At 39.5% G+C, this 25429-nt stretch carries 17 protein-coding genes; 4 read left to right on the plus strand and 13 right to left on the minus strand.

Annotated features, from left to right (window positions below):
* Positions 1-412: 412 nt before the first annotated feature.
* Both sprA and HMPREF1321_RS06720 read left to right on the plus strand, forming a co-directional pair.
* Entirely contained in the window at positions 413-7495 is a 7083-nt protein-coding gene (gene sprA, locus HMPREF1321_RS06715; protein ID WP_009421981.1) for a cell surface protein SprA, read from the plus strand.
* A gap of 9 nt (positions 7496-7504) precedes the next feature.
* Entirely contained in the window at positions 7505-8110 is a 606-nt protein-coding gene (locus HMPREF1321_RS06720; protein ID WP_009421985.1) for an IMPACT family protein, read from the plus strand.
* 99 nt (positions 8111-8209) lie between these two features.
* Here the strand turns inward: HMPREF1321_RS06720 and HMPREF1321_RS06725 are convergent, their stop codons facing one another.
* From HMPREF1321_RS06725 to HMPREF1321_RS06740, 4 genes are all read right to left on the minus strand, one after another.
* Positions 8210-9379: a WG repeat-containing protein gene (locus HMPREF1321_RS06725; RefSeq protein ID WP_034575855.1), complete on the minus strand. Its 1170-nt coding sequence runs from the start codon at positions 9377-9379 to the stop codon at positions 8210-8212.
* A gap of 108 nt (positions 9380-9487) precedes the next feature.
* On the minus strand, positions 9488-10783 hold the full coding sequence (gene tyrS / locus HMPREF1321_RS06730) for a tyrosine--tRNA ligase (RefSeq protein WP_009421927.1): 1296 nt from the start codon (positions 10781-10783) through the stop codon (positions 9488-9490).
* A 292-nt stretch (positions 10784-11075) separates the two neighbouring features.
* A complete protein-coding gene (locus HMPREF1321_RS06735; RefSeq protein ID WP_009421959.1) occupies positions 11076-12902 on the minus strand; it encodes an ABC transporter ATP-binding protein in 1827 nt (608 codons plus the stop codon).
* 1 nt (position 12903) lies between these two features.
* Positions 12904-13986: an AMP-binding protein gene (locus HMPREF1321_RS06740; RefSeq protein ID WP_009417495.1), complete on the minus strand. Its 1083-nt coding sequence runs from the start codon at positions 13984-13986 to the stop codon at positions 12904-12906.
* Between the two features lie 728 nt (positions 13987-14714).
* Here HMPREF1321_RS06740 and HMPREF1321_RS06745 point away from each other — a divergent pair.
* On the plus strand, positions 14715-15203 hold the full coding sequence (locus HMPREF1321_RS06745) for an Lrp/AsnC family transcriptional regulator (RefSeq protein WP_002671239.1): 489 nt from the start codon (positions 14715-14717) through the stop codon (positions 15201-15203).
* Between the two features lie 2 nt (positions 15204-15205).
* Positions 15206-15820 (plus strand): deoxynucleoside kinase, encoded by a 615-nt coding sequence (locus tag HMPREF1321_RS06750; protein WP_002671237.1) that lies wholly within the window; start codon positions 15206-15208, stop codon positions 15818-15820.
* Between the two features lie 57 nt (positions 15821-15877).
* Here the strand turns inward: HMPREF1321_RS06750 and HMPREF1321_RS06755 are convergent, their stop codons facing one another.
* From HMPREF1321_RS06755 to glyA, 9 genes are all read right to left on the minus strand, one after another.
* Positions 15878-16732: a hypothetical protein gene (locus HMPREF1321_RS06755; RefSeq protein WP_009419361.1), complete on the minus strand. Its 855-nt coding sequence runs from the start codon at positions 16730-16732 to the stop codon at positions 15878-15880.
* An 85-nt stretch (positions 16733-16817) separates the two neighbouring features.
* Positions 16818-17816, minus strand: a complete 999-nt coding sequence (gene gap, locus HMPREF1321_RS06760; protein ID WP_009421957.1) for a type I glyceraldehyde-3-phosphate dehydrogenase — start codon at positions 17814-17816, stop codon at positions 16818-16820.
* A 52-nt stretch (positions 17817-17868) separates the two neighbouring features.
* Complete coding sequence (gene pfkA, locus HMPREF1321_RS06765) at positions 17869-18849, minus strand: 6-phosphofructokinase (protein ID WP_009421929.1); 981 nt, start codon at positions 18847-18849, stop codon at positions 17869-17871.
* Positions 18850-19005: 156 nt separating this feature from the next.
* Positions 19006-20199 (minus strand): pyridoxal phosphate-dependent aminotransferase, encoded by a 1194-nt coding sequence (locus HMPREF1321_RS06770; RefSeq protein ID WP_009421955.1) that lies wholly within the window; start codon positions 20197-20199, stop codon positions 19006-19008.
* A 91-nt stretch (positions 20200-20290) separates the two neighbouring features.
* On the minus strand, positions 20291-21514 hold the full coding sequence (gene pepT / locus HMPREF1321_RS06775; protein ID WP_009421948.1) for a peptidase T: 1224 nt from the start codon (positions 21512-21514) through the stop codon (positions 20291-20293).
* Between the two features lie 41 nt (positions 21515-21555).
* Entirely contained in the window at positions 21556-22299 is a 744-nt protein-coding gene (lptB, locus tag HMPREF1321_RS06780) for an LPS export ABC transporter ATP-binding protein (RefSeq protein ID WP_009419356.1), read from the minus strand.
* Between the two features lie 6 nt (positions 22300-22305).
* The gene (locus HMPREF1321_RS06785) at positions 22306-22959 is read right to left on the minus strand and encodes a hypothetical protein (protein WP_009410049.1); all 654 of its coding nucleotides are present in this window, start codon (positions 22957-22959) and stop codon (positions 22306-22308) included.
* Between the two features lie 13 nt (positions 22960-22972).
* A complete protein-coding gene (gene tatC / locus HMPREF1321_RS06790; RefSeq protein WP_034575826.1) occupies positions 22973-23776 on the minus strand; it encodes a twin-arginine translocase subunit TatC in 804 nt (267 codons plus the stop codon).
* 373 nt (positions 23777-24149) lie between these two features.
* Positions 24150-25424: a serine hydroxymethyltransferase gene (glyA, locus tag HMPREF1321_RS06795; RefSeq protein ID WP_009421958.1), complete on the minus strand. Its 1275-nt coding sequence runs from the start codon at positions 25422-25424 to the stop codon at positions 24150-24152.
* Between the last annotated feature and the right edge of the window lie 5 nt (positions 25425-25429).

Consider the following 25429-nt stretch of genomic DNA (forward strand, 5'->3'; position numbering starts at 1 on the left):
AAGCTTATACGAATCTTGGACGATTGGTATAGAAAGAGTATATAAGTAGTTAATAATGAGAGGTTAAGAGCAGATATTAAAAAGTTAAAAAATGTTAATTAGGTAAAGTACAAAGAGAGGAAAAACGAAAGTAAAAAGTGTATTAGGAGGAGGAAGGTGATTTCAACTGGGGTGGTTATCCGTTTGAAAGGCGAAGGTAGGATAATGATAAGATAGGGTGAAGGTGAAGTATATTTAAAAAAATAATTTACACATTTGGTGTAGAAAAAAAGTGATATCCTTTGCTAATTATACTTTATTTTATATTTTTGCACCAAATTACATTATCTCATAATGTACCTATCTGCCAAAAAAGAGGTTATAACGTTATAGCAATAATTTGGTTTATAGGTGTTTAATTATTTCTTATAAGATGTCAGTAAAGCAACGTTTAACCTTATTTCTACTACTTTTAGCAGGATTCAGTGTTCAAGCACAAGTAACCCCTACGACCCAAACCGCTACGAGTACTCAAACTGAGACGACTGTGCGGAATGGCATTGGGCGTATAGGGTTAGAGCAACCTAAAAGCATTGTGCATCAGTACACCTATAACCCGACGCTCGACCGCTATGTATACACTGAGAAATTAGGGAATTACGACCTTTCTACCCCTATGTTTCTCACGGTACAACAATATGAAAACTTGGTGTTGCGTGAGCGTATGAAGGAATACTACCGAACTAAATTGGACGCCATAGGCGATACCCAAAGCAATACTGCCGATAAGAAAAAAACGCAACGCGACCTCTTGCCCGAATTATACGTAAATTCTGACTTTTTTGAAAGCGTGTTCGGGGGGCGCAATATAGAACTGGTTCCGCAGGGAAGTGTAGGGGTAGATTTAGGCGTACGCTATACGCGCAACGACAACCCCGTAGTGAGTCCGCGTTACCGCAGTTCGTGGGGCTTAGATTTTGAACAGCGCATCAGCTTAGGGCTTACCGGTAAGATAGGTACACGCCTAACACTTAACGCTCAGTACGACACACAAGCCTCTTTTGATTTCCAAAATGTATTTAAATTAGAATATACCCCTGATGAAGACGATATCGTACAAAAAATAGAATTGGGTAATATCTCAATGCCGATGTCTAACTCACTCATCACAGGTTCGCAGAGCCTTTTCGGGGTGAAGACAGAACTTAAATTTGGGCGTACTACTATCACGGGTGTTTTCTCTGAACAGAAATCGGAGCGAAAGACCGTAAGTGCCCAAGGCAGTGGTACTATTACAGAGTTTGAAATTTCGGCTCTTGACTACGACGAAAACCGCAACTACTTCCTGGCACAGTTCTTCCGTGATAACTACGACCGCGCTTTAGAAAACTACCCATTTATCAATAGTAAAGTGCAAATTACCCGTTTGGAGGTGTGGGTAACCAACCGCAATAGCCGTATGGGGAATATCCGCAATATTTTGGCTGTACAGGACTTAGGTGAACCCAAAATGGAGAATACACGTTTGGGAAATAAAGCAGGAGCCAGCTTCTTTAATGCTACCACCAATAATATGCCTGCCAATGGGGCTAACAAATACGACCCTACGCGTTTGGGCACGCCAAATTCGGTACTTACCAGCGCTATTCGCGATGTGGCTACGGTACAACAAGGTTTTGGCACGAACAGCTCCTATGTGAGTCAGGGTTACGACTACGCCGTTATAGAGAACGCTCGTAAACTTGAAGAAGGAGTGGACTATAAAGTAGATACCAAACTCGGTTATATCTCGCTGAACACAGCCCTTAGTAGCGATGAGGTATTGGCGGTGGCTTATCAATATACCTACGGTAGCCAAGTGTATCAAGTGGGTGAGTTTGCCAACGACGGTATCTCGGCAACTACCAATCAGTTCTACGGAGGTGGTAACAATGCGATTACTAACAACCTTTTGGTGTTGAAGATGCTTAAAAGTAACCGCCTAAATGTGAAAGACCCTATTTGGGATTTGATGATGAAGAACGTGTATTCAGTAGGTTCGGCACAGCTTTCACCAGAAGATTTCCGTATGAATATCTTCTACTCCAACCCCTCCCCTATTAACTATATCGAAAAAGTAAACAATAACGGTTGGCCTACCGGATTGGAAGACCGCATTTTGTTAAATCTCTTCAACTTCGACCGCCTCAACAAATACAATGACCCTCAGCCAGGAGGTGACGGGTTCTTTGATTTTGTTCCGGGCATTACCGTAGACGAACAATACGGAAAAATATTCTTTACCAAAGTAGAGCCTTTTGGTGAATACCTCTACAACACCTTAGGTGGTGGTGCAAATTACGACGACCCTGCAACTTATAATGACAACCAACGAAAATACGTTTATACTTCACTATACAAAAATACGAAAACCCAAGCCCAGATGGACGGTGATAAGAATAAGTTCCAAATGAAAGGACGCTATAAGTCATCGGGAAGAAGAGGGATTTCGTTAGGGGCTTTCAATGTGCCTCGTGGTTCAGTAACCGTGATTGCAGGTGGGCGTATACTGGTAGAAGGGTTAGACTATTTAGTAGACTATCAATCAGGAATTGTGGAGATTATCAATCCGAGTCTTGAAGCGAGCAACTTGCCTATACAGGTTTCAGTAGAGAACAACCTGATTTTTGGTGGACAAACCACCCGCTTTATGGGCGTGAATGTGGAACACAAATTCAACGATAAATTTATCATCGGGGGTTCCATCGTGAACCTACGCGAACGACCTTATACCCAAAAGACCAGCTACGGACAAGAAGCCGTAAACAATACTATCTTCGGTTTTGGAGGAACTTACTCTACTGAGCTACCTTTCCTCACTCGGTGGGTAAACCGCATTCCTACGATTAAGAGCGATGCGCCGTCGAATCTATCTATACGAGGTGAATTTGCTTACCTAAGAGCCGGTACCCCTAAGGCAGATGATTTTGACGGAGAAACTACCGTGTACTTAGACGACTTTGAGGCAGCGCAAGCCACTATTGATATGCGTTCGCCTCTTGCGTGGAAATTGGCGAGCACGCCTTTGGAATTTGGACAAGGCAGTGGTACAGCTTCACGCACCCTATACGGTAATGGGCCTGATGACCCCAATAACTTACGCAATGGTTATGGGCGTGCCAAACTGTCGTGGTATACCATAGACCCTGTGTTCTATTCAAACCAAAAGCCTTCGGAGATAAGTAGTAGCGAAATCTCTAAGAATAGTACGCGTCGTATTTTTATAGAAGAAATCTTCCCACAACAGCAATTAGCCCAAGGACAATCGTTAGTACAAACTACCTTAGACTTAGCTTATTACCCTAATGTAAAAGGTCCTTATAACAACGACCCAAGTTTTGCTTCTCGTACCCAAAACGACAAATGGGCTGGGATTATGCGCGGTATGAGCTATTCGGATTTTCAAGAAAGTAACATAGAGTTCTTGCAGTTCTGGGTAATGGATCCTTATTATTCAGGTGAATACAGTGGTAATGGAGAATTGGTTTTCAACTTAGGAAATATATCAGAAGACGTGCTTAAAGACGGTAGAAAACAATACGAAAACGGCTTACCAGGACTTTCTTCTACTTCAAGTATTAATACCTCGTCTTGGGGTAAAGTACCTGCGGCACAATCGCTGATATATGCTTTTGATGACAACTCATCTAACCGTGCCTTGCAAGATATAGGATTAGATGGACTCAACGACGCCGAAGAATCGAGAATATACAATAATAACGTAGTTACCTCACCTAACGACCCTGCGATGGATAACTATGAATACTTTTTGGCGCGTAGTGGTGGTATCTTAAACCGTTATTACAACTACAATGGTACGCAAGGAAACTCGCCTGTGGCAGTGACTAATACGAACAGAGGTTCGACCACAATTCCTGATTATGAAGATATCAACGGTGATTATACGATGAACACCGCCAACAACTACCTTGAATACAGAGTGCGTATTAAACCTAATATCACCACTGCTGACCCTTATGTGAATGATATTCGCGTGGTATCGGTAGAAGCACCTAACGGGCAACAAGTAAGTGCCCGCTGGATACAGTTTAAAATACCGATTGCCAGCGGTGAGATGTGGCGAGAAGGGTTCCAATACCCATTGAACAACAACGACAAGATGGATATCATCAACTCGATGACCCATATGCGTATGTACCTTACAGGCTTCCCTCAAGAAATGCTATTACGCTTTGGTACACTTGACCTTATTCGCGGTGATTGGCGTTATTACAACTATACCCTCAGCACCGATAAGGACGACCCAAGTGATGACGGCACCAAAGTAGAAATCAATTCAGTAAACTTAATTGAGAACGAAACCCGTCAGCCTATCCCTTACCGTATGCCACCAGGGGTACGCCGTGAGCGTATTAATACCAACAACACCTTGGTAGAACAAAACGAGCAGGCTTTATCTTACATAGTGGATAACCTTGAAAACAACGATAGTAGGGCGGTATACAAGGCAATGCGCTTTGACCTGCGACAATACAAGTATATCAAGATGTTTGTACACGCTGAAGCCTATAAGAACAAACCGTTGAGCGATAATCAGGCAGTGGCTTTCTTGCGGGTAGGTACTGACTTTAACGACAACTATTACCAAGTGGAAGTACCCTTACAGGTAACGCCTGCGGGTGCTTCGACAGAGCAACTGATATGGCCACAAAACAACCAATTGGTTATCCCAATGGACGTGCTCACCAAGTTAAAAGCTATAAGCATACGCAACCAAACAATGAGCGATGCGGTATACTACGATGCAAACTTCAATGTAGTACCTGAGAGTGCGCCACACGTAGCGGGACAAAACCGTTATGTAATCAAAGGGAATCCATCGCTCGGTAGTGTAAGAGCCGTAATGATAGGGGTGAAAAACGTATCGGGCAGTAATGGACTGAGTGGGGAATATTGGTTTAACGAATTGCGTGTAGCCGAATTGGAAAACCACGGCGGTTGGGCAGCTGTAGGCTCTCTTGATGCGAATGCCTCTGAACTAATGAACATCTCGGCTACAGGACGTATGCATACCGTAGGTTTTGGAGCGGTAGACCAAGCTCCTAATCAGCGCGCCTTAGAAAGTACCCGCGAATACGATGTAATGATGAACATCAATGCGGGGAAACTGCTCCCTCCTAAGTGGAATATGCAAATACCAGTAGGTTTGAATCACTCGCAGAAACTCTCGACTCCAGAGTACGACCCCGTATATCAAGACATCAAATTAGAAGACCGATTGGACGTAGCACAAAACGCACGCGAGCGAGAAATTATTAAAGAACAAGCGGAAGATTATACACTAAGACGCGGTATTAACCTCATCGGGGTGAAGAAAAACTTAGGCGAAGGACAGAAAAACCGTATTTACAACATAGAGAACTTTACTTTTAACTACGCTTACAACGAGAAGAACCACCGCGATTACGAGTTGCGTTACGAAGATGAACAACAAGTGCGCGCAGGCTTTATGTACAACTATACTTTCAAACCTACTGCCGTAGAGCCTTTCAAGAAAAGTAGTAAGTTTGCTAACAAGCGCTATTGGCAATGGTTAGCAGATGTAAACTTGAACATTCTGCCTACCAGCATTATGTTCACTACTGATATCAATCGTTCTTTTACCAAGCAATTGTTCCGCGATGTACATTTTGATGGTGTGAATGCAAATCAGCAAAAAGCACTCCCTGAGCTACAACAACGCAATTACCAGATGAATCACCAATACGCTATCAACTACAATTTGACTAAATCATTGCGATTGAACTTCAATGCTACTAATAACAGTATCATTCGCAACTACTATGTGTACGATGGCAATGGCGATATATCAGGCATTAATAAAGAAGTATCACTTTGGTCAGATTTCTGGGATTTAGGAACTCCAGACCACTTCTTCTCGAAGTTCCAAGTGAACTACGATTTGCCTTTTAGTAAGTTTCCTTTCTTTGAATTTATGAAAGCTAACTATACTTATTCTGGTGATTTCGACTATCAGCGCGGTTCACAAACTCTCTTACAGTTGGCACGCCAAGAAGTAAACACCTTGCAAAACGGCAATACGCATAACTTTACAGCAAACCTTACTTTCGACCAGCTGTATCGTTACTTAGGCGTAAAAGCTACTCCAAGAGGAGAAAAAGCCAGTGTAGCTAAAACTTTCTTGACAATGCTCAAAACAGTAGGAGTGAACTACTCAGTTACCAATGCCCGCACCATACCAGGATATACACAACAAGTGGGCTTCTTAGGCACCTTTAAACCATCGGCAGGCTTTATGTTTGGCGACCAAACTGACTTGCGTTACGAGATGGCAAAACGAGGTTACCTTACTGAGTTTCCTGATTTCAACGACCAATACATCAAATCACAAGAAAGACAACTATTGCTTACGGCTAATTTGCAACCTATCCCTGATTTGCAAATCAACTTAAAGGCTAATCGTCAGTATACCGAGAACTATACTGAAACCTTTGAAGTGCGGAACTTTGTTTATAATCCATTAGTAGGTAACCAAGTAGGTAGCTTCAATATCTCTACCAACTTGATAGCTACTACCTTTAATAAGATTGATGAATACAAGTCAGAAGCCTTTGAACGTTTCAAAGAAAACCGACTTACCGTAGCACGTCGTTTGGCTGAGGCACGCGGTTTGAATCCAACCAGCGTAGATGCAGAAGGTTACCCTATAGGTTATAGCAAAAAGAGCCAAGCAGTGATGATACCCGCTTTCTTTGCAGCCTATTCAGGAAGTAGCGCCAGCGGCGTATCGCTTAACGCTTTCAAGAATATTCCTATCCCTGAATGGAATATACGCTATACCGGACTAATGCGCGTAGAGTTTATCAAGAATACTTTCCGTCGTTTCTCATTGGCACACGGCTATCGTGCTAGCTACTCGCTTAGTGAGTTTCGCACTAACTTAGAATATGAACCGGCTAACCCTAATAAAACGAACGTAGCAGGTGATTTTCTCAATGAGAAACTCTATTCTACTGTTACGCTCGCTGAGCAGTTCAATCCGCTTATTAGGGCAGATATGGAATTCAAAAACTCTATGAGCTTCTTGGCAGAATTCAACCGAGACCGCACTATTTCTATCAGTTTAGATAATGATTACCTAACTGAAATTCTCAAACGCGAATACAAATTCGGGGTAGGATACCGATTTAAAGATTTGCGTTTCGTTACCCGAGTAAATGGTAATCTCACTACCTTGAAGAGCGATTTGGTACTGAAAGGCACTCTTTCTTACCTCAATGAGTTTACGGTAATACGCAATATGGAAATATTCAACAACCAAGTAACAGCAGGACAAACCTCGTGGTTGGGTAACCTCACTGCCGAATATGCTCTTACTCGTAACCTTTTGGCATCGTATTATTTCCAATACAATTTCTCTAAATCGGCTATCTCAACTGCTTTCCCAATGACGACTATTCGCACAGGACTTTCAGTGAAATATACCTTTCAATAATTAGCTGATTTGGATACCTACAAAACAATAGCAACCTCGGTAGAAGAGGTGATTTTTAAGGAGAAAAGCAGTAAGTTTTTAGGCTATGCTTTCCCGATTACTTCTGAAGAGGAGATAAAGGTGCATCTCGAAGCTGTGAAGAAAGCACATTTCTCGGCACGACATTGGTGTTATGCGTGGCAATTGGGTTATGGCACTACCCAGCGTTATCGCACTAACGACGACGGTGAACCTAACAATACAGCAGGGATTCCTATTTATGGGCAAATACAGTCGTTTGAGCTTACTAACGTACTGGTGATAGTAGTACGCTATTTCGGAGGGATTAAATTAGGGGTAGGCGGATTGGTGCAGGCTTACAAAACTACTGCCCAACTCACCTTGCAAGAAGTAGAAATTGTAGAAAAGCTCATTACCGAAGAACTTATCATCAGTTTTGAATATCCACTGATGAACAAAGTAATGCGGGTAGTAAAAGAGCAGAACCTCACCATCACTAATCAACTGCTCACCGAAAACTGTGTGCTACATTTAGCCATACGACAAAGTGATTTTATAAAAGTAAAAGAGATCTTTAGTAATCTCTTTGGGGTACATATAATAGAAGAAAATTAGAGTGTTTCTTTTCTTGGGTGCTTACTTTCTTCCATATGGTAATATTGATTGCCTATTTGTATTTCCTCTTTAAGAATAACAAGAAAGAAATCAGAGTTTTCATTTTTCTAATACAAGTATAGGGTTTTCAGAGCGCATTGCAGGGCGCTTGGTCTCTAAGTTGGGTTTATAAAAACTATTATCAATCTTTACTATACATTCCTGCTCCGACTCTCCTCCCATAAAAGCTTCCCACTTACTCAGATGAACTGTCTGTAAGTTGTATTCATTACCTTTGTGGTCTATGAACAAAGGCGTAAGTCCGTCGTACACTAATATATAATCCCAATAGAGGGTACGCATTTCTATTTTGCTATATACAGCAGGAATGAATAAATAAGGCATTTGAGATGGAGAATTAGTGTTGTAAGTAAAATAGCCTACTTTATTACCTATCCCTAAATTGTAACTTTTTTCATTACACTGTTTTTCAATATAATTGTAAATAAGGGGCAATATAGGTGCTCCTGAAGGTTCTAAAAACCCGTAGCGTCTTTCTTTTTGTGCTATAAACAAAGGGTGGCTGTCTACTGATTTGTCATATTGCAAAGCATCGTATTCTAAAGGAATAATCATCTGACTATTTTTATCAATTGTACCCCATTTTCCTTCTCGTTCTACAATAAAAAAGCCATCGGTATAGGCACTGATATAATCATATTGAGCAGGTATAAACAATTTTCCTCCCTTGTTGATACCATATTTACCATTTTCAAAAAAAGGAATCATCAGCTCTTCATCATTGATACGCTTATAAATATGCTTCAGTTTATAGGAATAACCTGTTCCTAATATAACTAATACAGCCCCCTCATTATCTACATAAGTATCTACTCTCAAATTTCCTTCTTCAGTAGGGCGCAAACGCAATCGGTGAATATAAATCCTCATATAAATAGGAAAATAAGGTTCTATTTCACGAGCAGCATAATAGCGCCAAAAGTGCCGTTTTTGCTTACCTTTAAAGCCTCTTACTACAGGAATAGTTGAGTCATTAGCAATTGAGTCGTAAGTTACAAACAAAGAATCTTTTTTAAAACGCAACCGAAAGCTATTTATTAGTGCCTTTTGCTGTTGGTACTCCAACGGCACAAAAGGAAATTTACGTTCATTTTCTTCCTCCTTTTCTTTAGAAAAAGCATAAAAAGACACATCATTTAGCACCGTCATATCTACTGTTTTACAAGCGATAAGTAAGAAACATAATATAAGGGAAAGGAATGTTTTCATAGATAAGAGATAAGAGGTAAGAAGTGAAAAATTAAAAATAATAAACTTTGCCAAAGGTGCAAGCCGCACGGGCAGGAAAACTTTGGCAAAGTTGGATATTATAAAGAATTATACTTTCTTTACTATAAAGTAGTTTTTCTTTCCGCGTTGTAATAGGATAAATTTACCATCTACAAGGTCTTTTTCACCTATTTGGTAGTCTTCACCTACTTTTTCTTTGTTTACTGAGATAGAATTTTCTTTCAAGGCACGACGTGCTTCGGAATTAGAACTTATAAAACCTGTTTTTGCTGAAAGAATAGCAATCATATCAAGTCCGCCAGCGATATCGGCGGCACTTACTTCGGCTTGAGGTACGCCGTCAAACACTTCTAAGAAAGTTTTCTCGTCTAAAGTGCGCAAATCGGCAGAAGTAGAGTTACCAAAGAGGATTTGTGATGCTTTTTGGGCTTTCTCAAGCTCTTCACGTCCGTGTACTAATAGGGTGAGTTCTTCAGCCAATTTGTTTTGCAATACGCGCAAGTGAGGCGCCTCGGTGTGCTGTGCGATGAGACTATTGATTCCCTCTTTGCTGAGCATTGTAAAGATTTTAATATAGCGTTCGGCATCGGCATCGGAAGTATTAATCCAATATTGGAAGAACTTGTAAGGTGAAGTTTTCTCGGGGTCGAGCCATACGTTACCGCCTTCACTCTTACCGAATTTAGTACCATCGGCTTTAGTAATCAGCGGACAAGTAAGGGCATACGCCTTTCCTCCTGCTATACGGCGAATGAGCTCGGTACCAGTGGTGATATTTCCCCATTGGTCAGACCCTCCCATTTGCAAAGTAAGGTTTTTCTCACGGTAGAGATGCAAAAAGTCATAACCTTGCAAGAGTTGGTATGAGAATTCAGTAAACGACATTCCATCGGTATTTTCATTAGGGTCGAAGCGTTTTTTTACCGAATCCTTAGCCATCATATAGTTTACGGTGATGTGCTTACCAATGTCGCGAATGAATGAAAGGAACGAGAACTCTTTCATCCAATCGTAGTTATTCACGAGTTCAGCGCGATTAGAAGCTTGGCTTTCAAAGTCGAGGAACTTAGCTAACTGCTTTTTGATACCCGCTATATTGTGTGCTAATACTTCTTCAGTGAGCAAATTGCGTTCCACCGATTTACCTGAAGGGTCGCCTATCATTCCTGTTGCCCCCCCTACAAGTGCATAGGGTTTATGACCGCAATTTTGGAAATGGCGCAACATCATCACGCCCACTAAGTTACCGATATGTAACGAATCGGCTGTAGGGTCAAACCCCATATAAGCGGCGCGTAATCCTTCCATAAGATGTTGTTCAGTTTCAGGCATTATATCCTGAATCATACCGCGCCAACGCAATTCTTCTATAAAATTCTTCATTAGTTTTGTTCGTTTATAATCTATTTGGGTGCAAAGGTACGAAAAAAGTAAAAACACTCATTCCTTCTTGCTAAAGTTCTAAATAAGTAAGTATAAATTCTGTTTGTAGTTGTTTTATTATGCGCCTTTTCTTCGGTTTAGGTTCGTTCATTGTTCGTCTTTCCTTCGTCATTTGTTTGTCTTTCCTTCGTTCATTGTTCGTCTTTTCTATAAGCTAACTCTATTTTTCTTTTCACCAAAAAATGTTCGTCGTGCTACGACTGAATGTGCGACTCGCACCTATACCCTAAGCTTATTGCTCAAACGATTGCATTTCCACTAACTTTTTATACATACCGTTCTTTTGTATCAGTTCAGTATGGGTACCCTGCTCTACTATTTGCCCTTTTTGCATTACTACTATTTGGTCAGCATTTTGGATTGTTGAAAGGCGATGTGCAATCACTACCGAAGTGCGGTTCTTCATCATATTTTCTAAGGCATTCTGTACCAAACGCTCGCTTTCTGTATCAAGTGCCGAAGTTGCCTCATCGAGTACCATTATAGGTGGATTTTTCAGCACTGCACGAGCAATACTAAGGCGTTGTTTTTGTCCGCCACTCAGTTTACTACCTGCATCTCCTATGTTGGTATCGAAACCCTTGGGAAGGTCTTTTATAAATTCATAAGCATTAGCTATCTTAGCCGCTGTCACTAGTTCTTCATCAGTAGCATCAGGCTTTCCTATCAGCAGATTGTTCTTTACCGTATCATTAAAAAGAATAGAATCTTGTGACACCACCCCTATGAGCTTTCGCAAGGAGGCAGTTTGCATATCTTTTACGTTCACCCCATCAATGAGTACCTCTCCCTGATTTACATCATAAAAACGAGTGATAAGGTTCGCAATAGTACTCTTGCCACTCCCCGATTGTCCTACTAAGGCAATTGTCTTTCCTTTAGGTATTTCCAGAGAAAAATGACTAAGTACGGGCAGTTCAGCATACGCAAAAGTAATATCTTTCAGAGCTACAACAGTGGTAAAATCAGAAATTACAACAGGATTTTCACACTCTTTAATAGGATTCTCGTAATCAAGGATTTCCAAAATACGTTCGGCTGCTGCATTCCCTTTTCGCATATCGTACGATGCCTTACTGATAGCCTTTGCGGGGGTAAGAATATTGTACGCCAATCCCATAAAGGCAATGAATTGAGTGCCCTCTAATGTTTTATCTACCAACACTAACGAGCCTCCAAACCACAGCAAAATAGCAATCATTAGGATACCGAGAAACTCACTCATTGGCGACCCTAAGTTCTGACGGTTCATTACCTTATTGCTCAATCGGTTAAAAGTATTACTAGATTCCTTAAATTTCTTAGAGAAAATACCCTCAGCATTAAATGCCTTTATAACGCGCAATCCCCCTATAGTCTCTTCTATAAGCGAAAGGAATCGCCCTTGTTCTTGTTGTAAAGCTATTGAATTCTTTTTTAGTGATTTACCTATCCTCGAAATTACTGCCGCTGCAATAGGAATAAATACAAAGGTAAATACTGTGAGTTTCACGCTAATACCTAGCATCACCAAAATAGAAAAGAGAATAGTAAGAGGTTCTCTCACAAAAGCCTCCAATCCCGAGAGCAATGAGTATTGTACTTCGTTTACATCACCTACCATACGCGACATAATATCGCCTTTGCGTTGTTCTGAGAAAAATGCTATCGGTTGGCTTACAACTTTTTTGTAAAGTGCATCACGCAAATCGCGTAATACACCATTGCGAAGGTAAGTGATGAAAAAAGAAGCTAAATAGCTAAACATATTCTTCAGCAAGAAGAGTGAAATTACCAAAGCAATCACTATTCCAAGAGCCCAAATAGTATTTTCTCCCGCAAGAATTCCTACTTTGTAGTTTAAGTAGGCTTTACCATAACTCCCTAAATCCAACAAATTACCCGAATATACAGGAGCTTCAGCTACTGTTTGCGCTTTGCCAAAAAGTACATCAAGCATCGGGATAAGTGCCACAAACGAAAGTGCACTAAAGAGTGAATAAAGAATATTGAAAAATATGTTCAGTATTGCCTGTTTCTTATAAGGCAATATATAAGGGATAAATCTCTTGAGTTTCATCTTATTTCTTGTATTTCTTAACCGTTTCGTCCCTTCTTAGCTTTTGATTATCGGTATACACAAACTTAGGAACGAAATAGATTTGGCGAGGCACTTCGTATTTCAGCATATCTTTATCCATATAAATATCGTGTGCCAAAGTAGGGTAATCCTTCTCCTCACCCTGTACGTAAAGCACTGCACGTTGCCCTAACTCATCATCAGGTTCTTTAGTAATAAAGTAATCACCTTTGATGTACTTCTTAATCTTGTGCTCTACACTTTCTGGAAAGACTTTAAAGCCTCCCGAATTGATAATATTGTCAAAACGCCCTAACCACTCAAATTCGCTATGCGATATGAGATTTACAATATCATTAGTAATCACAGGGTGGTCAGCAATCAAAGGTGCATTTATTACCAAACAATTGCGGTCGTCTTGGGTAAACGTAACATTAGGCATTGCCTTATAGGTAGTTTCGTGCTCCATCGTGTGATTTACCCTACGCATCGCAATATGCGAAATGGTTTCAGTCATTCCATAAGACGAATACACTTCTGTGGGAATATTCTGCAATTTAGCCTCTAATTCTCCATCAATAGAAGCTCCTCCTAATATTACCTTCTTCACACGAGGCAAATCAGTAAGAGATTTCGCCGCTTGCAAAGGTATCATTGCACAAAAATCATAATCCTTGCTGGTAAGCGATAAAGGCATAGACGAAGGGCGAATAATATCAAGGTGTAAACCTAAAATAATGGCGCGAATAAGCATCATCTTACCTGCAATAAAGTCAGCTGGCAAACACAACAAAGCACGATTCTTAGGTGAAAGATTAAGGTATTCACCCGTAGCCAAAGCCGAATTAACCATACCTTGTTTCTTAAGGTGAATTTGTTTAGGAATGCCAGTAGAACCAGAGGTCGTCGCTTCTATATAATCCCTGTCGTCGAGCCAATCCAAAAGAAACCTCCCCACCGATTTACGGTAAGGCAGACCATCTTTCACGTAGGCTACCGCCAAGATAATAAGTCGTTCTCTATCTATAGGAAATCCATTGATTCTAAAATCTTTATGTACAAATTTGTAGTCTATTTCGTTCATCTTAAATGTAATATTGTTTTAATAGCAGTGGCAAAGCTACAATAATTAAACGAAATGAGCAAAATTAAATGTAAAATCTTATATTTTCATCGCTACAATTCACCCTCATTGGGGTTGTCGGCAATTACCCAACCATCTCTCTATTCTCCTTTTATGTTTCTATTACTTTCGCCTCGAAACCCCTTTTTTAGCATTTTTTGTATTGTTGTATGATATTATGAATCAACTTTTTATACACCCTTTCTATACCAATCGTCCAAGATTCGTATAAGCTTCCTATAAGCTCTCTATAAGCTAATCCCACCCTCCTTACACCCTTTTTTCATCAAAAACCCCTCTAATCATATTTTGATATTCTTCGTTTCCCTTCGATGATTCTGTGTCTTTCCAAAAACTCTAATGTGTCCTTTTTGCGACACACACTTTGGCAAAGTTGATTCAATTGATAATCAATAGTTTTTCCGATTGAGTCGCAATCTATTTTATATTAACTAAAAATGAACCTCAAATAAAAGACAATACATACTATCATTGTAATTAACCCATTCTGTAAAATATACTTTACTCAGAAAATATTTCTATAGTTTTAGCCTTTTACAACGCAATTATTCATCTAAAAATAATAATGATTATGAGCCTTTTATAAAAAAACAGAAAAAATATTTTGTCTTTTCCCCTGCTATATCAAAAATATTTTCTAATTTTACCCCCAATAAATTTATAAAAGTATGTATGCATTAGACCGTATTGATTTAGCACTTTTAGATGAATTACAACAAGATAGCAAACAATCTATTAAAAAATTATCCGAAAAAGTAAGCCTATCAATCACTCCAGTTCACGAACGTATCAAACGATTAGAATCACTAGGAATAATTCAAAGATATGTAGCGGTAGCCAATCCTAAAGCTCTCGGAAAAAAATTGGTAGCTTATTGTCAAGTAAAACTTCTTAAGCATAGTGCCGAATTATTTAATGAGTTCGAAAAATATATAAGCACTTTAGATGAAGTGTTAGAAGCCTCGTATATGGCAGGAGGCTACGACTTTCTGCTAAAAGTTATGCTCAACGATATGGAAGATTATCAGAGATTTGTAGTACACAAAATATCTAAATTAGAAATTATCTCTAACATTCAAAGTTCTTTCGTAATACAAGAAATCAAGAACACCTCTATGATTAAATGTCTACGTGAGGAAGCTGAAAAAACTAATTAAAAATGCACATAGCAATTGCAGGAAATATAGGAGCTGGAAAAACTACCCTTACCTCTCTATTAGCCAAACACTACCAATGGGAAGCCCATTTCGAAGATGTGGTAGATAACCCTTATTTAGATGATTTTTATCACCAAATGGAGCGCTGGAGTTTTAATTTACAAATATACTTTCTAAACAGTCGCTTCCGACAGATTTTGGATTTTAGAGAGAAAGGAAATAACATTATTCAAGACCGTACTATTTATGAAGATGCTCACATCTTTGCTCCTAACTTACACGAAATGGGACTGATGAGCTCTCGTGATTTCGATAATTACAAATCACTATTCGCCCTAATGGAACGCCTCGTTCTCCCACCAGACCTACTGATTTACCTGAGAAGCTCAGTACCCAACTTGGTAAACCAAATACAGAAACGCGGTCGAGATTACGAAAATACAATCTCAATAGACTATCTCAACCGCCTTAACCAGCGATACGAACAGTGGATAAAAAGTTACGACAAGGGGAAACTACTCATTATAGAAGTAGACAATATTGATTTCGTAAACAACCCTGAAGATTTAGGTGAAATCATCAATAAAATAGATGCTCTCCTCTACGGATTGTTCTAAAATAAAAAAGACACCCACAATAGTGAGTGTCTTTTTTATTTTATCTTTTATTCGTTATTAAAAGAATTTGTTTACGTGGAAAGCAACCAAACCATCAATTGGTTTTCTTAGCACTGTACCCAATTTAAGGTTGTTTTCTGTCAATATTTCTTCCAAAATATCTTGGAGGAAGAAAGCAATACTACCTACAAAGTTGATAGGCACTTCGTAACGGTCTTCATACTGAGAAATCCAGTGGTCTACAAATAGTTGCATACCTTTTCTCACCATCTCACGGCAATATTCGTGATTCTTATTTTCTACTACGAATTTCGCAAAAGTAGCCAAGTAACTGTTAGGGTTTGGCATCTTGTACAAATGATTTTTAATCACATCTGAGCCCAATTCATATTGGTTTTCAAATTTTTGTACAAGGTCTGATGGCATTTTCTTGAAGTAATAGTCGATAATCAATCGTTTACCATAAAAGTTCCCACTCGATTCGTCCATCAAAATATAGCCTAATGAATCTACTGCTTGGTATAATTCTTTACCATTCCAATAAGAGCAGTTAGCACCTGTACCTAAGATACATACAATAGCTTTATCGGTGGGAGCTGTAGTAGCAAACACAGCTGCATAAGTATCTTCTTTCACATCTATTTTAGCGTTTTTGAAGATAGTTGCCAAACTGCGTTCTACAAAGTAACGAATGCGTTCAGTACCACAACCAGCACCATAGAAATAAATTTCGGATACTGAATTTCTATTTTCAAACAATTGATAATTGGTGGTAATACGCTCTACGAGAATTTCTTCTGTAAGTACTTCGGGGTTCAACCCTAAAGTTTGCGTAAAAAATATTTTTTCACCTTTGCTATTTAAGGCAGTCCAATCCGCCTTAGTAGCACCACTGTCTACAATTAAAATCATATCGTTTCGGTTTTATTAAGTTGTTTTTAATACTATTAAAAAAGGTGAGTATGCCCATAGGCAACTCACCTTCTTTCTTTAAGAATTACAATTTAGCAACGTGTTGTGCTAAATCTACTAATTTGTTTGAATAACCAGTTTCATTATCGTACCAAGAAACTACTTTGAAGAAGTTAGCACTCAAGCCGATACCAGCTTTAGCATCGAAAATAGATGTATTTTTGCAACCTACGAAGTCTTGAGAAACAACCAAATCTTCAGTGTATCCAAGGATACCTTTCAATTCACCTTCTGATGCTTTTTTCATAGCAGCGTTGATTTCTTCAAGTGTAGTTGATTTTTTAGTACGGAAAGTCAAATCAACAACTGAAACATCGGCAGTAGGTACGCGGAAAGCCATACCAGTAAGTTTACCATTCAATTCAGGGATTACTTTACCAACAGCTTTAGCAGCACCGGTAGTAGAAGGGATGATATTGCAAAGAGCTGAACGTCCACCTCTCCAATCTTTTTTAGAAGGACCATCTACTGTTAACTGAGTAGCAGTTGTAGCGTGAACTGTAGTCATTAGGGCTTCTTCGATACCGAAGTTATCGTTCAATACTTTAGCGATAGGCGCCAAGCAGTTAGTTGTACAAGAAGCGTTAGACACAATAGTATCAGTAGGTTTTACTGATTTGTGGTTCACACCCATTACAAACATAGGAGCATCGGCTGATGGAGCAGAAATCACTACTTTTTTAGCACCTGCATTGATGTGAGCTTGTGCTTTTTCCAAAGTGGTGAAGATACCAGTACATTCAGCAACTACATCGGCGTGTACTTCATTCCATTTAAGGTTGTTAGGGTCTTTTTCAGCAGTGATACGCACTTTTTTGCCATCTACTACTAAGTGACCATTTTCTACTTTCACATCACCTTTAAAAGTTCCGTGAACTGAATCGTATTTCAAAAGGTAAGCGATGTAATCTACATCCAAAAGGTCGTTAATACCAACGATTTCTACGTCGGCTCTTTCATAAGCAGCACGGAATACGAGACGACCAATACGTCCGAAACCGTTAATTCCAATTTTTACTGACATAATTCTGTTAAATTTAATTTATTCGTTATTTAATTTTAAATTTGTTACGTTACTAAGTTGCCATTATTTCGGCTACGCGGAGGAGTTCTGTATCTATTTTAGAACTACCTTTGATAGCTTTTTCAAGCGGGGTGAGTTCCATTTTATTGTTACGGATACCCACCATATAGTTAGATTTACCTTCAAGGAGAGATTCTACAGCTTTTACTCCCATACGGCTTGCTAAAACGCGGTCGAAGCAAGAAGGAGCCCCCCCCCGTTGCATGTGGCCTAATACAGATACACGCACATCGTAATCGGGGTGATGTTGTTCTACGTATTCTTTAAGTTCGAATACGTTTTTACCTATTTTATCGCCTTCAGCAACCACTACCAAGCTAGAAGTTTTACCAGTCATACGACTTTTTTCCAAAGATTCAAGTAGTTTTTTAAGTCCTATATTCTCTTCTGGGATCAAGATCTCTTCAGCTCCTGCTCCTACTCCAGAGTTGAGAGCGATATGCCCTGCATCACGCCCCATTACTTCGATGAAGAACAAGCGGTTGTGAGAGCTTGCTGTATCTCTAATTTTGTCGATAGCCTCAATTACAGTGTTGAGAGCTGTATCATAGCCTAAAGTAAAATCAGTACCATAGATATCGTTATCAATAGTACCAGGGATTCCCATTACGGGGAAACCAAATTCTTTGTTGAACAAGAGTGCCCCAGTGAAAGAGCCATCACCTCCTATTACTACCAAAGAATCTACCCCTGCAGCTTTTAATTTTTCATAAGCTGCCTTGCGCCCTTCAGGAGTTTTAAAATCTTTAGAGCGGGCTGATTTCAAGATAGTACCTCCTCTATTGATAATATCTCGAACGCTACGTGCGTTCATTTCTTCAAAATCGCCTTCTATCATTCCCTGATAGCCACGATATACACCTACCACTTCGATGTTGTGGTATGCACAAGTACGTACCACTGAACGAATGGCGGCGTTCATACCAGGAGCGTCTCCTCCTGATGTTAATACTGCTATTTTTTTTACTGACATTGTCTGTTTTTAATTTTCCGCCTCAAAAGTACAAAATATTTTTGATATAGCAATAATTTTATGTGTTTTTTTAACACTAAAAAATATAACTATTTAGTTTATTAGGAATTAGAAAATAGATGTTAAAAGTTAGTTTTATAAAATCTTCATTAAATCTTAATGTTTGTTGTATTCCTTTAGAGCTTCACCTAATATGTGAATAGCTTTTACTATCTTCTCCTTCTCGAGTACATAAGCTATACGCACTTGGTTGCGCCCTAAACCTTCGGTAGCATAAAAACCTTCGGCAGGAGCCAACATTACCGTTTCGTTATTTACTGAGAAATGATCTAAAAGCCATATACAGAAGTCTTCTGCATTTTCTACAGGCAATTCGGCTATACAATAGAAAGCCCCCTTAGGCATCGATACACGTACACCTTCTACTTTTCGGAGTTCTTCAATGAGCACGTTCCTACGCTGAGTATATTCCTTTAATACCTCTTCAAAATAAGTTTCGGGTACATCAAAAGCGCGCTCAGCTCCTATTTGTGAATAAGTAGGGGGAGACAAGCGTGCTTGAGCGAACTTCAAAACAGACATCATCACGTCTTTATTCTTAGAGACTACCCACCCGATGCGCGCTCCACACATACTGAAACGTTTAGATACCGAATCTATCATTATAGCATTTTGTTCAATGCCTTCTACTTGCATAATGGAATAATGGGTAGCACCATCATACACGAACTCTCGGTATACCTCATCGAAAATAAGGAAAATATCGTGTTTTTTAGCTATTGTTGCCAATTGCAAGATTTCTTCTTTAGAATACAAATAGCCTGTAGGATTTCCGGGGTTACAAATGAGAAAAGCTTTGGTTCTAGGAGTTATCTTTTTCTCAAACTCTTCTATAGGAGGTAAGGCAAAGTTATCATCAAAAGAAGACGTAATGGGCACACACACTGCATCAAAGGCTTCTGAAAAGCTAATATAGTTCGCATAGTAAGGTTCTGGAATGATAATTTCATCATCGGCATTAGCAACAGTAGCAATTACATAGGTAAGAGCTTCAGAACCTCCACAAGTGATGATAATATCACTACTTTCTACCTTAATATCGTGTTTTTTGTAGTATTCCACCACCTTTTCTCTAAGAGAATCGATTCCCTCACTTTTGGTATATTCCAATACCTTAGGGGTAAAATCTTTTACGGCTTGTACGGCTATTTCAGGAGTTTTAATATCGGGTTGACCAATATTGAGGTGGTAAATAGTTTTCCCTTCCTTAGCTGCTTTTTCAGCGTAAGGGGTCAGTTTTCTAATGGGTGACTGAGGCAATATTTGCGCTCTATGTGATATTGTAGGCATTTTTTTTAATTATTAATGGTTAATGAAAAATTAGCAAATTAGCCAATTTGTCAATTAACACATTGGCTAATTGATAAATCGGCTAATTATATTATTTTTTTACTACTAATTCAGCAATGCGAATAATCACTTCGGTAGCTTTTTCGAGGTTTTCTACGGGCACAAATTCGTATTTACCGTGGAAATTATGTCCGCCTGCAAAGATATTAGGACAAGGCAAGCCCATAAAGCTAAGTTGAGAACCATCGGTACCACCGCGGATAGGTTTGGTAATAGGGGTAATACCTAATTCTTTCATCGCGCGTTCGGCTACTTCTACAATATGCATCACAGGTTTGATTTTTTCACCCATATTGTAATATTGGTCTTTTATTTCGGCTACTGCCACATTAGGGATTTGCTTGTTAAGGTCGTCTACAATTTGTTGTACTACGGCTTTGCGTTTGTTGAAAAGGTCGCGGTCGTGGTCGCGGATGATAAGCTGTACTACTGTATTTTCTACATCTCCAGAAATATCGGTAATGTGGTAGAATCCTTCGCGACCTTCGGTGCGAGCTGGAATCTCATCGGCTGGTAGTGCATTGATAAACTGAGTAGCTACGAGCATTGAGTTTATCATTTTGTTTTTGGCAGTACCAGGATGCACGTTCTTTCCTTTGAAGTGAATTTTAGCCCCAGCTGCATTGAAACTCTCATATTCAAGTTCGCCTATTTGTCCGCCGTCCATTGTATAAGCCCAGTCGGCTGCGAATTTTTTCACATCGAATTTATGTGCTCCACGTCCTATTTCTTCATCAGGGGTAAAGCCTACGCGTATTTTTCCGTGTTTGATTTCGGGGTGTTGCACAAGGTATTCCATAGCGGTTACGATTTCGGCAATCCCCGCCTTATCGTCAGCTCCTAAGAGGGTCGTACCATCGGTTGTGATAATGGTATTGCCTTTGTAGAGCAACAAATCCTCAAAATAAGAAGGTGATAACACTATGTTTTGTTCTTTATTGAGGACGATATCTCCCCCATCATAATTTTCTATAAACTGTGGATTTACGTTTTCACCAGAGAAGTCAGGTGATGTATCGAAGTGAGAAATAAAACCAATGGTAGGCACTGGGTAATCTACATTCGATGGTAACGTAGCCATCACGTAGGCGTTTTCATCTACAGTTACGTCTTGCAAACCAATGGCTTTCAATTCTTCTACCAATAGGTTTGCCATATTCCATTGTTTTTCGGTGCTAGGAGTTGTTTCGCTCTCAGGGTTGGACTGAGAGTCTATTTTTATATACTTAATAAAACGGTCTACTAAATTTTTCATTATATTATAGTTTTTAGTTATTTCTTCTTATTGTTAATTGGCTAATCTTCTAATATTTTCTTGCGTCTCAATTCAAAGTTTCTTCCAAGGTATACTTTTCTTACCATCTCATCAGCTGCCAATTCTTCAGGCACTCCTGATTTGAGGATTCCTCCCTCGAACATCAAATAAGTGCGGTCAGTAATGGCTAGTGTTTCTTGCACATTGTGGTCGGTGATGAGAATACCTATATTCTTGTCTTTGAGCTGTGCTACAATGCGTTGGATATCTTCCACCGCTATAGGGTCTACCCCTGCAAAAGGCTCGTCGAGCAAGATAAACTTCGGACTGGTAGCCAAAGCACGTGCAATTTCTGTACGACGGCGTTCTCCCCCTGAAAGCAAGTCTCCACGATTTTTACGAATATGTCCTAAGCCAAACTCTTCTATCAGCTCATCAGTTTTGCGTTGTTGTTCTGCCTTAGAGAGTTTGGTGAGTTGTAGGACACTTTTGATGTTGTCCTCAATACTCAACTTTCTAAATACCGAAGCCTCTTGTGCCAAATACCCAATACCGCTTTGAGCGCGTTTATACATCGGATAAGTGGTAATTTCGGTATTATCCAAAAAAATAGTACCACCGTTGGGCTTGATGAGTCCTACAATCATATAAAAGGAAGTAGTTTTTCCAGCTCCGTTAGGTCCCAAAAGTCCTACGATTTCGCCTTGATTTACTTCCAGCGAAACGCCTTTTACTACTTTTCTCCCTTTGTATATTTTGATGATGTTATTTACAATTAATTTCATATAATCTTAAAACGAAAAGCGATAAGGCATTTCGTTGAGTTCTGTTTCTAAATCTACCCAATCGTGCACTTCGGTTACGATACTGTACACCATCTCTTCGGTAAGCACTTTCCCTTCGTAAAGGTCAGTAATGGTTTGTTCGCTCATTACTTCTTGCAAGAAGCCTTCGTCGCCCAAATACTCCACTGCCCATTCTTTGTATTTCATAGGGTCAGTAGAAATATACTCAAACTTATCGATGTGTTCTTCCACAGGGAAGTTCTCTACACATTGCCACGTTTCGCCATCTAAAGAGTATATCACGAAAGGAATATCACTTTCTGAAAAGTTTTTACGATAGTATGGTAAGAACACTTTCGGGATACGCTTCTCGAAGTCGTGATTATCGCCCCCTTTGCTATCTTCAGCGCTCGAAGAGGGAACGATTAAGCAAGCTTTATCAATAAAATAAAACGACAGCGACGAACCGTCTTCATCTTCAAAGCCGTGCCCCCATTGGGCTTCATAGCCTTCGTATTCTTCTTCATTTACTTTGTAGTAGGTGTGATAAACTTCAAACTCGTGACCACAAATAATCCAATCTAATACGGCTTCACCTTTGCAAAGCTGTTTCAACGTTTTCACGTTGGGTAGGTGCTGTAAGTAGGTATTACAATCCATTAAAAATATTAAATTACCTTGTTTTGTTCTTTTTTAAAACGTAAGCTGAAATAAAAATACTTATTTCGTATAAGAGCATTATCGGTATCGACACGATAATTTGGCTTACTACATCAGGAGGGGTTATAATTGCTGCAATGATAAGTACTACAATGACTGCGTGCCGGCGATATTTTCGCATAAAAGCAGGTGTTATCACTCCTAATTTGGTAAGAAAATAAACAACAATAGGTAGCTCAAAAATAATGCCACACGAAATGACTGACGAGCGTACTACCGAAATATAAGAGTTTAAATCTATTTGGTTTCTCACTTCGGGACTTACTGAATAAGACCCTAAGAAATTCACTGATAGTGGGGTGATAAGATAATAGCCAAACAAAACTCCTATAAAAAAGAGCAAAGAAGCAATGAGAATAAAGCCACGAGCTAGCTTGCGTTCGTTTTCATAGAGTGCTGGACTGATGAATTTCCAGACTTCATAAAGCACATAAGGAAATGCGAGAATTACTCCTGCCCAAATAGACGTCCAGATATGAGCTGAAAACTGCCCTGCCATTGTACGGCTTTGAATCGTAAAAGGCAATTGTTCGGCACAAAAAGCACTTTCAAATCCAAAAAGATGACCTATCTTACAGAACATTCTGTAAGTAAAGAAATCGCCATTCTTAGGAGCAAAGATGATTTGGAAAATAAAATCCTTACACACAAACGCCACCACACCCACTGCTAAAACAGCTATAATAGCACGTATCAAGTGCCAGCGCAAGGCTTCCAAATGGTCTAAAAAGGACATTTCATCTTGTGATGATTCCATCGTTGCTTTGTTGTTTTTATCTTTTATAACAAATTTGATGGTGCAAAGATAATAAATAATTCATAATTCACAATTAGCAACTAACTTTTTTAACTTACCGCCAGTAATATCAGAAATACTGATAATCATCTTTGCCAGAGGTCGTAGCACGATGGGCAGGTGAATAAAGTAGTTGGACTTTTTAGTCTTTCCGGGGAAGTATCGTTTTGCAATACGTCAATCACATTGTTAGCACCATTAGTTCCAGTTGAAGGTGCGGATATGGGCATCGCCTACAGTCTACGAAGTATTGCAACAAAAAAGCTCTTACTAAGTCCTAAAAACTTAGTAAGAGCCTATGTTTATACTTTTTATATAAGTAGCCTTTAATTTACTAATACGCAAACAAAGGTCTATCTTCCATAAACTTGTTCACTTCTTCTGCTATTTCTTCAAGCACTTCGTCATTATCTCGATTAGTAATCGCACGGTCTATAAAGTCGGCAATACGTTCCATATCAGCTTCTTTCAGTCCACGAGTAGTGATTGCTGATACTCCCACCCTAATACCACTGGTTACAAAAGGCGAGCGAGTATCAAAAGGCACCATATTCTTGTTCACAGTAATATCTGCTTTACCAAGGGCTTCTTCTGCTTCTTTACCACTTACATCTTTATTGCGCAAATCGATAAGCATTAGGTGATTATCAGTTCCATTAGAGATGATATTATAGCCTTTTGCTAAAAGAACAGATGCTAATTTACGTGCATTCTTTTGCACTTGTATAGCGTAATAGAGAAAATCATCAGAAAGAGCCTCGCCAAAAGCAACTGCTTTTGCTGCAATGATATGTTCCAAAGGACCTCCTTGGTTACCTGGGAATACCGCACTGTCTATGAGTGACGACATCATTCGCACTTCTCCCTTAGGAGTTTTTATTCCAAAAGGGTTCTCAAAATCTTTACCCATCAAGATAAGCCCGCCACGAGGACCTCGCAAAGTTTTATGAGTAGTAGTAGTTACAATATGGCAATACGGGATAGGATCGTTCAACAGTCCTTTGGCAATGAGCCCCGCAGGATGTGCAATATCAGCAAAGAGGATAGCACCTACCTTATCGGCAATTTCTCTGAAGCGTTTAAAATCGATATCACGAGAATAAGCTGAAGCTCCTGCTACTATCATTTTTGGGCGTTCACGCTCCGCTATTTCTAATATATTGTCGTAATTGAGTCTTCCTGTTTCCTTTTCTACCCCATAAAATACAGACTCATACAATCTACCTGAGAAATTCACAGGAGAGCCGTGTGTAAGGTGTCCGCCGTGTGAGAGGTCGAAACCCAGAATTTTATCACCTGGTTTGAGGCAAGTAGCATAAACTGCCGCATTGGCTTGTGAACCGCTATGAGGTTGTACGTTAGCATATTTAGCACCAAAGAGCACTTTAGCGCGGTTTATAGCTATTTGCTCTATCTCATCTATTATCTCACAACCACCATAGTAGCGCTTGCCTGGGTAACCTTCGGCATATTTGTTAGTAAGTACAGAACCTGCTGCCTCCATCACTTGGTCGCTCACAAAATTCTCTGAAGCGATGAGTTCAATCCCCAACTCTTGGCGCTCTCTTTCGTCTTCAATTAGTTCAAAAATATCAGTATCTCTTTGCATATTAA

This window comes from Capnocytophaga sp. oral taxon 412 str. F0487 (assembly GCF_000271925.1).
GTDB lineage: Bacteria > Bacteroidota > Bacteroidia > Flavobacteriales > Flavobacteriaceae > Capnocytophaga > Capnocytophaga ochracea.